At 70.3% G+C, this 11,942-nt stretch carries 12 protein-coding genes; 4 read left to right on the top strand and 8 right to left on the bottom strand.

Translation table 11 applies throughout. The features are described 5' to 3' along the window. Window positions 1-2: 2 nt before the first annotated feature. The 4 genes from ACZ7CH_RS31315 to ctaD all read right to left on the bottom strand — a co-directional run bounded on the left by ACZ7CH_RS31315 (window position 3) and on the right by ctaD (window position 5,204). A complete protein-coding gene (locus ACZ7CH_RS31315; RefSeq protein ID WP_470375584.1) occupies window positions 3-1,385 on the bottom strand; it encodes a phospholipase D-like domain-containing protein in 1,383 nt (460 codons plus the stop codon). A gap of 43 nt (window positions 1,386-1,428) precedes the next feature. Continuing rightward, complete coding sequence (locus ACZ7CH_RS31310) at window positions 1,429-2,055, bottom strand: peptidyl-tRNA hydrolase (RefSeq protein WP_470375643.1); 627 nt, start codon at window positions 2,053-2,055, stop codon at window positions 1,429-1,431. A gap of 56 nt (window positions 2,056-2,111) precedes the next feature. Continuing rightward, entirely contained in the window at window positions 2,112-3,326 is a 1,215-nt protein-coding gene (serB, locus tag ACZ7CH_RS31305) for a phosphoserine phosphatase SerB (RefSeq protein ID WP_470375583.1), read from the bottom strand. A 90-nt stretch (window positions 3,327-3,416) separates the two neighbouring features. Then, window positions 3,417-5,204, bottom strand: a complete 1,788-nt coding sequence (ctaD, locus tag ACZ7CH_RS31300; protein WP_360398163.1) for an aa3-type cytochrome oxidase subunit I — start codon at window positions 5,202-5,204, stop codon at window positions 3,417-3,419. Between the two features lie 176 nt (window positions 5,205-5,380). Between ctaD and ACZ7CH_RS31295 the strand changes: the two genes are divergently transcribed. Together ACZ7CH_RS31295 and ACZ7CH_RS31290 are read left to right on the top strand one after the other, a co-directional pair. Continuing rightward, entirely contained in the window at window positions 5,381-5,869 is a 489-nt protein-coding gene (locus ACZ7CH_RS31295; protein WP_470375582.1) for a DUF305 domain-containing protein, read from the top strand. A 16-nt stretch (window positions 5,870-5,885) separates the two neighbouring features. Next, window positions 5,886-6,680, top strand: a complete 795-nt coding sequence (locus ACZ7CH_RS31290) for a phosphotransferase (RefSeq protein ID WP_470375581.1) — start codon at window positions 5,886-5,888, stop codon at window positions 6,678-6,680. A gap of 161 nt (window positions 6,681-6,841) precedes the next feature. Here ACZ7CH_RS31290 and ACZ7CH_RS31285 read toward each other — a convergent pair whose 3' ends face one another. The 4 genes from ACZ7CH_RS31285 to ACZ7CH_RS31270 all read right to left on the bottom strand — a co-directional run bounded on the left by ACZ7CH_RS31285 (window position 6,842) and on the right by ACZ7CH_RS31270 (window position 9,726). Continuing rightward, window positions 6,842-7,561: an LPXTG cell wall anchor domain-containing protein gene (locus ACZ7CH_RS31285; RefSeq protein WP_470375580.1), complete on the bottom strand. Its 720-nt coding sequence runs from the start codon at window positions 7,559-7,561 to the stop codon at window positions 6,842-6,844. Window positions 7,562-7,746: 185 nt separating this feature from the next. Beyond that, window positions 7,747-7,926 (bottom strand): hypothetical protein, encoded by a 180-nt coding sequence (locus ACZ7CH_RS31280; RefSeq protein ID WP_458434125.1) that lies wholly within the window; start codon window positions 7,924-7,926, stop codon window positions 7,747-7,749. Between the two features lie 331 nt (window positions 7,927-8,257). Then, window positions 8,258-9,574 (bottom strand): aKG-HExxH-type peptide beta-hydroxylase, encoded by a 1,317-nt coding sequence (locus tag ACZ7CH_RS31275; RefSeq protein WP_470375579.1) that lies wholly within the window; start codon window positions 9,572-9,574, stop codon window positions 8,258-8,260. Next, the gene (locus ACZ7CH_RS31270) at window positions 9,574-9,726 is read right to left on the bottom strand and encodes a hypothetical protein (RefSeq protein WP_360398153.1); all 153 of its coding nucleotides are present in this window, start codon (window positions 9,724-9,726) and stop codon (window positions 9,574-9,576) included. Before ACZ7CH_RS31270 ends, ACZ7CH_RS31275 begins: the two co-directional genes overlap by 1 nt. Window positions 9,727-9,886: 160 nt before the next feature. Between ACZ7CH_RS31270 and ACZ7CH_RS31265 the strand changes: the two genes are divergently transcribed. Together ACZ7CH_RS31265 and ACZ7CH_RS31260 are read left to right on the top strand one after the other, a co-directional pair. Next, complete coding sequence (locus ACZ7CH_RS31265) at window positions 9,887-10,684, top strand: FadR/GntR family transcriptional regulator (RefSeq protein ID WP_360398151.1); 798 nt, start codon at window positions 9,887-9,889, stop codon at window positions 10,682-10,684. 89 nt (window positions 10,685-10,773) lie between these two features. Continuing rightward, complete coding sequence (locus ACZ7CH_RS31260; protein WP_470375578.1) at window positions 10,774-11,904, top strand: hypothetical protein; 1,131 nt, start codon at window positions 10,774-10,776, stop codon at window positions 11,902-11,904. Window positions 11,905-11,942: the final 38 nt, after the last annotated feature.

Below are 11,942 nucleotides of genomic sequence, written 5' to 3'. Positions count from 1 at the left end.
GATCAGCCGTCGACCAGCAATCCGCGCAACGGTCCTTGCAGCCTTCCAGCCCGTCGCGACACCCCGGGCAGCGGCATCACCCGTGACGGCCGCTTCAGCGCCGGGCGCCAGATCTCGTCCACGACCTCGTGCGCGGGCCCGGACACGTCGGCGTCCAGGTGCTCCGCCCACAGCCGCAGCCGGGTCGAGCGGGCCACCTCGGCGTCGTCGGTCACGACGTTCACCTCGGTGTCGTTGAACAGCGAGTGCTCGTTCAGGTTCGCCGAGCCGATCGACAGCCACTCGTCGTCCACAATGGACAACTTGGCGTGCACGTACACCGGTGCATCGCCGTGGGAGACGAGGGTCGCGGCGATCAGCCGACCGCCCTCGGGGTCGGCGTCGAGCAGCCTGCCCAGCTGCCCGCGGGTGGTGTCGGCGCCGTTGCTGGGCTTCTGCGGCAGCAGCAGCACCATCCGGAACTCGTCCGACGGCGGGTTGCTCAGCTTCTCCAGCAGCACCTCGGTGATCTCGGGCGACCACAGGAACTGGTTCTCGATGTAGATCAGCGACTTGGCCGCGCGGAACGCCCGCAGGTACGAGTCGAGCAGCGTGAAGTCGCCGTGCGGCGCGAAGTCGTAAGTGCCCTCGGGGATCGTCCGCACCAACTGCACCGACGACGAGCCCGCCTCCGGTGGCACCTCGGGCGCGGGCAGGGTCTCCCCCGCGATCTCCAGCCACCGGGCGGCGAAGTGGGCGGCCACCTCGGACACCGCCGGGCCGGAGACCTTCGCGATGTGGTCGTGCCAGCCGAGGTCGCGCGGCGGGTGCTCGGACGAGTCGTGCCGGTCGCCCTCCACCGCGGTCATGTCGAGGCCGCCGACGAACGCCACGTCGTCGACGATCACGACCTTCTCGTGGTGGCAGTGCAGCGTCCGCTCACGCGCGTCCAGCTCGCACCGGACCGCACCGCACTCCAGGAACGCGTGCTTCGCGGCCTCCGCCCGTTTGCGGGTCGGCTCGAAGAACGGCACCGGCGGCCCCGCCCACAGCAGCACCCGCACCGGCACCCGTTCCGCGGCGGCGGCCAGCAGCTCGCGCAGCTGCGGCGCACCCGGCTCACGGGTCAGCCGGAAGTCCGGCGAGGCGTGCCAGTTCGCGATGTGCACGTACTTCTGGGCGTTCTCGATGGCCTCGGCGATGGCGGGGAACGCCTCGGCGCCGTCGACGAGGACCTGGATCTTGTTGCCGTGCTGGACCGGACGGCGCGGGGTGAACCACCCGGCGCCGTCGCCGTCCAGCACCTCGCCCCAGCCGAGGCGGCGGAGCCTGCGCGTGTGGTGCGAGCACAGCAGGTTCTCCAGGCCGTCACCCAGCCTGGCGTCGAGCACGTCGAGTAGGCCCACGGAACGTGGATTTACCCGAATTACGCGGTTCTAACCCGAAATGTCAGCCCAGAGGTGCGATCACAGTTGTCGTCCCCGGTTCCACCTCGGTGAAACCGGCGTCCCGCACCGCCACGACGTCCGCGCTGTGCACCAGCGCGTCCCACTCGGCCACCGACGGCGTGCGCACGGCGCAGCGGTAGTCGATCGCCGCCCACGCCTTCAGCTCGTCGCCGGACAGGTGCGGTGCGAGCAGCATCGACGCGTGGCCGACCTGGGCCGCGAGCTTGCCGGCGGACATCTCCACGCGAGGGTTCGTGTACAGCACGTGGGCCCCCTCGGGCACCGCACCCGGCTCGTCGAGGGGCAGGTCCGACCCGGAGATCTGCAGCTTGGCGACCTCGCGGGGCGTCTCGGAGACCAGCGCCGGCAGCAGCGAGCGCACCGACGCGCCCTCCACGGTGACCGTCACCCCCGGCAGCGCCTGCACGGCCTCCCACTGCACGCCACGGGCCCGGCGCGACACCTTCCGGATCCGCCCGGCCACCCACGCCCGCACGGCCTCGTGCCACTCCCCGCCCTCGTCGGCACGCGGGTCGAGGCACACCGCGACCGCCGACGCGGCCGCGGCCTCCAGCAACGCGGTGCGGCCCGGCGGGTCGACGCGTTCGATGCGCATGACCATCGGCATCGCGCGGACTTCCGACTCCTCGGCGTAGTTCCGGGAGGCGATCAGGTCGAGGATCGTCACAGCCGGGTCGACTCCAGGCCGTCCGCGGCGTCCGCGGCCTCCACCTCGGCGCGGGTGACGCCCAGGATGAACAGCACGGCGTCCAGGAACGGGTGCGACAGCGCCGTGTCGGCCACCTCGCGCAACGCGGGCTTGGCGTTGAACGCGATGCCCAGGCCCGCCGCGTTCAGCATGTCGATGTCGTTCGCGCCGTCACCGACCGCCACGCACTGGGCCAGCGACACGCCGGCCTCCTCGGCGAACCGGCGCAGCGCCACGGCCTTGCCCGGCCGGTCGACGATCTCGCCGACGACCTTGCCGGTCAGCTTGCCGTCGACGACCTCCAGCGTGTTCGCCGCGCAGAAGTCCAGCTGCAGCTCGTCCGCGAGGCCGGTGATCACCGACGTGAACCCGCCGGACACCACACCGCAGTAGAAGCCGAGGCGCTTGAGCGTCCGGATCGTCGTGCGGGCACCGGCCGTGAGCTCCAGCGACGCCCCGACCTCGTCCAGCACCGTCGCGTCGAGGCCCTCCAGCAGCGCCACCCGCCGCCGCAGCGACTCGGCGAAGTCGAGCTCGCCGCGCATCGCGGCCTCGGTGATCTCGCGGACCTGCTCCTCGCACCCGACGTGCGCGGCCAGCATCTCGATCACCTCGCCCTGGATCAGCGTGGAGTCGACGTCGAACACGACGAGCCGCTTCGCCCGCCGGGTGAGCCCGGCCCGTTCGACCGCGACGTCGAGGCCGACCCGCACGGAGACGTCCGCGAGCGCCGACCGCAGCTCCGAGTCGTTCTCCAGCGTGTCGTCCGCGACGGACACGCGCAGTTCGAGACCGGTGACGGGGTAATCGGCCACACCGCGGATCGCGTCGATGTTCACGCCCAGCGAGGCGAGCCGGCGGGCGACCTCGGTGAACGCCTTCGCGGTCACCGGGCGGCCCAGGACGATCAGCACGTGCGAGGACTCCAGGCGCGCGCTGCGCTTCGAGTCGGCGCCGACCTCGATCTCCACCTGCATCGAGACGGTCGCCATGGCCTGCTCGACGGCCTCCTGCAGGCCCTCCGGGTCGTGGTCGGTCGACACCAGCGCACCCAGCACCAGCCGACCCCGGATCACGACCTGCTCGACGTCGAGCACCTCGACCCCGTGCCTGGTCAGCACGGCGAACAGCACCGAGGAGACACCGGGCTTGTCGGGACCGGTCACGGTGATCAGCACGGGCGTTTTCACGTCGTCGTCTCCTCGCAGCACGCGTAGTACGCGACGAGCCCCGGCCGCACGCGGCGGCCGGGGCTCGTCGTTGAACCTGTGACGTGCAGGTTACTTGTGGTCGGAGTCGTCCTTCTCGGAGGCCGTCCCCGACTTCAGCGCGGAGGCCGCCAGCTCCGACAGGGCGGGCGGCGCGTCCTCGTGCCGGATCGCCTTGCCGGTGAAGGTCACGTGACCCTCGTTGCGGATGCGCTCCACCATGTGCGGGTAGTGCAGCTCGAACGCCGGGCGCTCCGAACGGATACGGGGCAGCTCGGTGAAGTTGTGCCGCGGCGGCGGGGACGAGGTCGCCCACTCCAGCGAGTTGCCGTAGCCCCACGGGTCGTCCACGGTCACGACCTCGCCGTAGCGGTACGACTTGAAGACGTTCCAGATGAACGGCAGCGTCGACGCGCCCAGGATGTAGGCGCCGATCGTGGAGATCATGTTGAGCGTGGTGAAGCCGTCGGACGCCAGGTAGTCGGCGTACCGGCGCGGCATGCCCTCGTTGCCCAGCCAGTGCTGGACGAGGAACGTCGCGTGAAAGCCGAGGAACGTCGTCCAGAAGTGCAGCTTGCCCAGCGGCTCGTCCATGAAGCGACCGGTGATCTTCGGGAACCAGAAGTAGATGCCCGCGAAGGTCGCGAAGACGATCGTGCCGTAGAGCACGTAGTGGAAGTGCGCCACGACGAAGTACGTGTCGGACACGTGGAAGTCGATCGCGGGCGCGGCCAGCAGGATGCCGGAGAGACCACCGAAGAGGAACGTGACGATGAAGCCGATGCTGAACAGCATGGGCGTCTCGAACGTCAGCTGGCCCTTCCACATCGTGCCGATCCAGTTGAAGAACTTCACACCGGTCGGGACCGCGATGAGGAACGTCATGAAGGCGAAGAACGGCAGCAGCACGGCGCCGGTCGCGTACATGTGGTGCGCCCACACGGCCACCGACAGGGCGGCGATGCCGAGCGTCGCGTAGACCAGGCCGTTGTAACCGAAGATCGGCTTGCGGCTGAACACCGGGAAGATCTCCGACACGATGCCGAAGAACGGCAGCGCGACGATGTAGACCTCGGGGTGGCCGAAGAACCAGAAGAGGTGCTGCCACAGGATCACGCCGCCGTTGGCGGTGTCGAACACGTGGGCACCGAGGTGGCGGTCGGCCAGCAGGCCGAGCAGTGCCGCGGTGAGGATCGGGAACGCGAGCAGCACCAGCACCGACGTCACCAGGATGTTCCAGGTGAAGATCGGCATCCGGAACATCGTCATGCCGGGCGCGCGCAGGCAGACCACGGTGGTGATCATGTTCACCGCGCCGAGGATCGTGCCGAGACCACCGATCACCAGACCGGCGATCCACAGGTCGGCGCCGACACCGGGCGAGTGGATGGCGTTGCTCAGCGGCGTGTACGCGAACCAGCCGAAGTCGGCGGCACCACCGGGGGTGATGAAGCCCGACATCACGATCAGGCCGCCGAAGAGGTACAGCCAGTACGAGAACGCGTTCAACCGCGGGAACGCCACGTCGGGCGAACCGATCTGCAACGGGAGGACGAAGTTCGCGAAGCCGAACACGATCGGCGTCGCGTACAGCAGCAGCATCACGGTGCCGTGCATCGTGAAGAGCTGGTTGAACTGCTCCTGCGAGAGGAACTGCATGCCGGGCCTAGCCAGCTCGGTCCGCATCAGCATGGCCATCGCGCCGCCGACCATGAAGAAGGCGAACGAGGTGACCAGGTACATGATGCCGATTTGCTTGTGGTCCGTGGTGCGGAACATCCGCAGCAGGAAGGACCCCTTGACCGCAGTGCGCGTCGGAAAAGGACGCGTTGCGATCGGCTGCGGGGCTACGGCCGTCACGGTGCCTCCAGGCCTTGGTGGGACCAGTCGTTCGGGAAACTCCCCGGATATTAGACGCAGCCGATCAGCTCCACTCGGGTGGGCCATGGCCCGTGGCCAGCGGCGTAGCGCAGGTCACACGTAAGGTGACCCCCGTGCTTCGTACGTTCGCCGTAGCCGCGACCCTTCTGCTGGGTATGTCCCCTTTGGCCGCGTGCGGCTCGCCCGCCACGCACAACTCGGCGGACGTCGCGTTCGCGCAGGGCATGGTCCCGCACCACGAGCAGGCCGTGGAGATGACCGGTCTGGTGGCCGAGCGCACGGACAGCGCGCACGTCGTCGACCTGGCCGAGCGCATCGCGCGGCACCAGCAGCCGGAGATCGACCGCATGAACGGCTGGCTCAAGGCGTGGGGCGCCCCGGTGAAGGCCTCCTCGCACGCGGACCACGGGCACGCCGCCGACCACGGCGTGGTCGACCTCGGCACCCTCGCCGACCTGCGCGGGACCGACTTCGACCGGCAGTGGCTGTCGCTGATGATCCAGCACCACCGCGGCGCCGTGGAGATGGCGCGCAAGCACCTCGACGCCGGTACCGACCCGGGCGCGCGCTCGCTCGCGCAGGACGTCGTCGCAGCTCAGGAGAAGGAGATCGCGGAAATGGAGTCGCTCCTGCCCCAGGGGTGATGTGACCCTCGTCCCCATGAGCGCCTCCGCCGCCGTGAGGGCCGCCGTGTCACTGGCCGCCGCGCACGGCATCACCGCCACGGACCCGGCCGTGCTGAAGGACGGCAGCAACGTCATCGTCCACCTGCGCCCGGCACCGGTGGTGGCCCGCGTCGCCGCCCGCACGGCCCTGGTGCGCCCGTCCGTGGCCGATCACTTCGCGCGTGACCTGGCGATTTCCGCGTTCCTGGCCGCTCGTGGCGTGCCGGTCGTGATGCCCTCGGCGGACCTTCCCGCGGGGCCGCATTCGTACGACGGGTTCGTGGTGTCGTTCAGCACGTTCGTGCCGCACGACCCCGGCTACGAGTTCTCACGCCTTGACGTGCTCAAGCTGCTGCCCGCCCTGCACGCCGAGCTGCGGTCCTATGACGGTCCTCTGCCCGTGCGCGGCCCTGTGGACGACGTCGACAACACGCTGGCCTATCTGAGTGGCATAGGCGTGCCGGATCTTGAACCGTTCCGTGAACGCCGTGCCGAGCTCATGGCGTCGTGGGACGCCCACTACCGCGACGTCCAGCCTCTGCACGGCGACCCGCACTGCGGCAACCTGCTGATGGGCCCGCACGGTCCCGTGTGGCTCGATTTCGAGGACACCTGGCGCGGCCCGGTCGCCTGGGACCTCGCCTGCCTGGCCGGTGCCGAAGGCGCGGAAGCCGCCCGGCGCACCGTGGAGACCTACGGCGGCGGGGCGGCTCCCGAGGACGTGGAGTTCCACGTCCGCACACGCATCCTGTTCGGCACGCTCTGGGGCGTGCTGATGCAGAACTCCTAGGGCCTGTGTCGAGGTCCCGTTCGATGAGAGTCGCGCCTGAGGTGGTTCCTGGCGGTGCGGGCGGACAGCCCGCATACCGGTGTTGTATGTGGGCTGTCCGCCCGTGCCCCCAGGGGCCGCCTCAGGCCCGGCTATCGCGAACATGGACTTCGGCACAGGCCCTATGCGCGGCGCCTGCGCAGCACGAACAGCACGGCGGCACCGGCGGCGAGCAGGGCGGCGCCCAGGCCGATCAGCCAGGCGGACCCGAAGCCCGTGGAGGCCAGGTCGTCGTCCTCGTTCACCGGCACGACGGCGGCGTTGGTGGTGGTGACGGCCGGCGTGGTCGTGACGGCGCCGGAGGACGAGGTGGTCGTGGTCGTCACCGGCGAGGTCGTCGTCGTGGTGGTGCCACTGCTCGACGTGATCGTGGTCGTCGTGGTCGTCGTGGTGGTCGAGCTGCTGCTGCTCGACTGCTGCGTGGTGGTCCCGCACGCGTACCAGTGGCTGATCGCCGGCACCTGCCCGCCGTTGTTCTGCGGCGCCCGCAGGTCGTTCCACGGCAGCGAAGCGAGCTTGGGGGCCAGATAGACGTTGTAGGCGTCCCCGCCCTTGACCACGACACCCGTGATCGTGGTGCCGGCCGGGACGGCGGTGATGTCGACGTCCTGCTGGTTCGCGCCACCGGCGAAGGTGAACTGGCCGGGCGCGATCGGCGTGCCGCTGAGCCCACCGACGGTGCAGGCGTCCCTGTGGTTGATGTCGACGTTGCCGTCGTAGGCGACCGCACGCTCGTCACCGGACACCGGCGCCGGTGCCGGCTTGGCGGTGGCGGCGGTCGTGAGCGCGAACAGGGCCGCCACGGCGGAGGCGGCGAGGCCGGCGGTTCTCAGGGGCGTCATGCGCATCGGTTGCTCCGTTGGGGTCGGCGGGTTGCCGAGATCTAAGACCATCGGCGTGCGCTTGACGGACCAGTAACCAACTCACAGTAGGCCTTGTGGCCCAGTTGTTATACGACCACGAGGAGGTGTGCACCCGAACGAGGAAAGGGCCGGCTGGTGGCCGGCCCTCCTCCGTCGATCACGACTCAGTCGTTCTGCGCGCCCTCGGAGGGCCTCAGGAACACGGTGCCACCGTTCGGCATCCGCCTGAACCAGTCGACCGGGGTGACGGGCTGACCGATCACCGGACCCGCACCGGTCGGGAGGTGCGGAACAGGGACGCCGGGAGTCTGCGGCCGGCGAAGAGGCTGGTTCGGGGTGGTCATCGTTCCTTCTCGAGAAGTGAAGCGGAACCCTGTGATGATCTTCAGATGGTGCCGCACCGCACCGGTGCGGAACTCGAACCGGAACGTGCGTCGCCGAAAACTAGCGGACCGGGCTTCGTGGGCCGTCAACCGCCGCTTCCCGCGGAACGGGATTCGGCAGTCTACATCGGACCGCAAACCCCTTTCACCAGCAGTTTTCCCGACGCGGACGAGCCCGGCGCGAGCAGCTTTGCATTCTCACCCGATCGGGTTCGCGCGGCGGAACCTTCGGTAAGCCGTACCGCTTCACCGGGACGAACGGCACCCGGCGGGAGCGCCAGCCGCGGACCGCTCAGGACACCCGTTCGACGATCGAGCTCGCCAGGAGCGAGGCCAGCGCGGCCCTCGAACGCCGCGCCGCGGTCTCCCCGTCCACCGTCCACGACCTGCTCGCCCCCGCAACGATGTCGTCGTACGCCACCGGACCGCCGTCGTGCGGCAGCCGGCCGATCACCCGGCCCGCGTCCTCGTCCAGGAAGAAGATCTCCGGCAGCGGGGCCACCCGGCCCACCACCGCGCGTCCCGACGCGGCACGCCGGTGGCGGACGCCCGCGCCGAGGCGGAACCGGTCGCCGGCGCCGATCCCGGCACCGCCGTCGTCCACAACGGACGGAGCGCCGCCCGGCTCGCCCGCGAGAGCGCGCAACAGCCAGCGCGCGTCCGGACGCAGGTCCTGTTCATGGGTGAGCAGCCACGCGCCGATCTCCTCGGCCCGCTCGCGCGCCTTCGGCAGCAGCGAGTCGGGGCCGGGCTCGACGCCCGCGCAGGCCTGCGCGAACTGGGCGAGGCAGCTGTAGGCGTGCCAGGCCGCGAACGTCTGCTCCAGCGGCCACCGCGCGTGCGACCAGGACGTCTCGAAGAGCTCGACGTCCTCGGCGTGCGCGTCGAGGAACTCGCGAGTGATCGCCAGGTCGAAGAACTTCTCGTGCGCGCCCTCGTGCACGAGGGCCTCGGCCACCTCGATCGGCAGCGCGGGCTCGTCGACCAGCACGATGCCGGGCACGTACCGCGACGACGCGGAGACGACTCCCCCGGACGTCTCCCGCTTGAGCACGGCGAGCATCGACACGTGGGCGAGCAGGTCGCCGGCGGTGTCGGGGGCGAGCGCGCGGAACAGCCGGACGCCGTCGGCGACGACCCGCAGCGCCGCCGAGAAGCGCTCCCCGTCCGCCTCGGTCAGCGGCTCCACGACCGCACCGGGCGGCGCGATGATCCGCAGCGGTGCTTCGAGCAGCGCGGCCGACCTCGGGTCCGCGGCCACCGGCACACCGGCGTCCCGCACGCGCAGGCCGGCCGCCTCGTGCAGGCGAGCGAGGTCCAGGTCGCCGGCACCGGCGAGGGCGCGGCCGATCTCGTAGCGGACGACCGGGTGGTCGGCGAGGTTGTCCGACAACTCGGTGCCCGGCGCGAACAGGTCGGCCGCGAGGCGGTAGAGCGTGCGCCGTTCGTCGACCAGGACGGCTGCGGGCGCGATGCGCGCGTGCAGCGTGTGAGCAGTGGCCACCGCCGAGACCCTAGAGCACCCGGTGGCCCTTTCCCGGAACGGCGCCCGGAAGAGGAGGTGCCCGGCCTGCGGGCGGCGCAGACCGGGCACCCTGGTTCTGCTCATCAGCCGAACATGATGCTGGTGACGTTCACGAAGCCGACGACGGCCAGCGCGACGACCGAGACGGCGACCATCGTGAGCACGGTGCGCCATCCGATCGCGGTGACGGCGACTGCGACGGCTGCTGCGATTCCGAGTGCACTCCCTGCGGACATCTCGTTCCCCTCCCGACTGGGCGAGCCGGGGCTCCTCGGTGTGGGCGGTCCGAGGCCTCTCGCCCCAGTGCAAGGATCGCCTAGTTGTAGGTTGTCTGTCAACTGCGGACAGGTTGCCAGACAAGTTGCAACCAGACCGCCAGCGCCCTACGCTGGGCCAATGCCCGCCGACGACTCCCATCCGGGCGAGAGCTGGGCGCTCTCGCCCGACTCGCGACGGCCGCTTCCGGAGCTCATCGAGCAGAAGCTCCGGGAGCAGATCATCGGCGGCACCCTCAGGGCGGGTGATCGACTGCCCACCGAGCCGGAGCTGGCCCGCAAACTGGACGTCGCCCGCTCGTCGTTGCGCACGGCTCTGCAGCGCCTCCAGCTCCAGGGCATCGTCGAGGTCCGCCGCGGCCTGGGCTGGTACGTCCGCCGCACCGACCTGACCGCTGTCGAGGAGCACCTGGAGGGCCGCCTCGCCGCCCGCCAGTTCACGCACACCGACCTGCTGGAGGTGCGCATCGCCCTGGAGACCACGGCCGCCTCGCTGGCCGCGGTCCGCGCGGGTGACGGCGAGCTGGACGAGCTCGCGAAGCTCAACCACCGCTACCAGCGCGCCGAGGTGGAGGACGTGCAGGAGGTGATCGAGGCGGACGAGGAGTTCCACTCGGCACTGATCCGCGCGGCGCACAACGAGCTGCTGGAGCAGATGTACCAGGCCCTCGTGCCCGGTCTGCAGGACTGCAAGCGCCACGCGCACCCGTCCCGCGAGGTGCACAACCGCTCGGCGAACGAGCACGAGCAGGTCATCTGGTTCCTGCGCCGCCACGACGAGGTGGGCGCGAAGAGCGCGATGACCACGCACCTGCTCGGGTTGTACGACGACCTGACGTCCGACGACACCAAGCCCCGCGCCGGCCTGAGCACCTACGTCGGCGTGCACGACGAGCCGATGTGGGACCGCTCCCGCTAGTACGGCGTCCACCGAACGGGTCTGGTGCCGCTGCCCCGTCACTCCCACCATGTATGGACGAGCCGGTGGAGTGAGGGGGCGGCGGGAAGGTGGCGCACAGGCGGGTACAGGCGCTGGCCCTCGCACTTCTCCTGATCCTGCTGGCCGCCCTCGACCTGAGCGTCGTCCTGCTCTGGCAACCCGCCACCCGCTCGGTGCTGCACGACGTGCTCGTCGTCGCCTGGCCGCTGCCCGCGCTGGCCGGGTTCCTGCTCGGCGCCTACGAGCTCTTCTGGCACCAGCGCCTGGTCGCCGAGGTCGGCCGGCTGACCGGTCCCGTCTTCCTGGAGCACCTGCTCCCCTCCGAGGTGCTGCGCACGTTCCTGGCCTCCGTCTACGGCCCGAACGTCGCCAACGACGACGTGGTCGCCGGCGTCCTGGGCGGCAGCGGCATGCTCCCTCGCGGCGACGACCTCACGATCAGCACCGGCACCACCGTGAAGCTGGAGCTGCAGGGCATCGACACCAAGACCTACCACCTGATGACGACGCAGCGGTACCAGTTCCGCAACAGCGTCCCCGTCGACCGCTTCGTCATCTTCGCGACCTCCAACGCCCTGCTGCGCGACACCATCAGCGCCGCCTGCCGCTACCCGCTCTTCGAGCTGTACTTCATCCCCGACTCGTCGCTGTTCCTGGAGTCCGTCGACGACCTGCGCCGCTCCACCCAGATCGCCATCGACTACCTCGACCACGAGGGCCAGCGCCGTTCGGCGGAACCGAGCCAGATCCCGCCGGTCGAGGTGAGGTTCGGCGAGTGGGCCACCTACCTGACGTTCTTCCGCGAGGCGATGGGCCCGCTGCCCAAGCTCAGCCCGATGAGCCACATGAGCGACCTGCGGATCTTCGAGTGCGACCTCTCCGGCATCGCCGACGACCACGTGGTGCGCGCGATCTGCGGCCTGACGGTGTGGTCGCGCACCTTGCAGCGCACCAACGACGGGTTCTGCTACTGGCAGTCGCCCTACCCGTCCTTCGTGGACACCATCAGCTTCGACGCGACGGGGCTCGCGGTCGCCGAGTCGCCGCCGCACGAGTTCCGGGTCATGCCGTTCACGTTCCGGTCGGCGACGGCGTCCGCGCAGTGGCTGCAGGCCGGGGAGCTGCGGGACCTGGACGTGCGGTCGTGGTTGTTGCCGGGGCACGGGGTGGCGTTGCTGTGGCGGGAGGCGCTGGGCTGACCGCCGGCCGCGGTCACCAGATGGCCGCGATGCCCTGC

Source organism: Lentzea sp. NPDC037011 (genome assembly GCF_055607425.1).
The sequence above is the reverse complement of the archived record's forward strand: the minus strand, read 5'-3'. Positions and strand labels throughout refer to the sequence as shown.

What these genes read in the sequence shown, in the direction of transcription:
- ACZ7CH_RS31310 (WP_470375643.1), bottom strand. Translation starts at nt 2,055, where the DNA reads ATGCCGATGGTCATGCGCATCGAACGCGTCGACCCGCCGGGCCGCACC.
- ACZ7CH_RS31295 (WP_470375582.1), top strand. Translation starts at nt 5,381, where the DNA reads ATGTCCCCTTTGGCCGCGTGCGGCTCGCCCGCCACGCACAACTCGGCG.
- ACZ7CH_RS31290 (WP_470375581.1), top strand. Translation starts at nt 5,886, where the DNA reads ATGAGCGCCTCCGCCGCCGTGAGGGCCGCCGTGTCACTGGCCGCCGCG.
- ACZ7CH_RS31285 (WP_470375580.1), bottom strand. Translation starts at nt 7,561, where the DNA reads ATGACGCCCCTGAGAACCGCCGGCCTCGCCGCCTCCGCCGTGGCGGCC.
- ACZ7CH_RS31280 (WP_458434125.1), bottom strand. Translation starts at nt 7,926, where the DNA reads ATGACCACCCCGAACCAGCCTCTTCGCCGGCCGCAGACTCCCGGCGTC.
- ACZ7CH_RS31275 (WP_470375579.1), bottom strand. Translation starts at nt 9,574, where the DNA reads ATGAGCAGAACCAGGGTGCCCGGTCTGCGCCGCCCGCAGGCCGGGCAC.
- ACZ7CH_RS31270 (WP_360398153.1), bottom strand. Translation starts at nt 9,726, where the DNA reads ATGTCCGCAGGGAGTGCACTCGGAATCGCAGCAGCCGTCGCAGTCGCC.
- ACZ7CH_RS31265 (WP_360398151.1), top strand. Translation starts at nt 9,887, where the DNA reads ATGCCCGCCGACGACTCCCATCCGGGCGAGAGCTGGGCGCTCTCGCCC.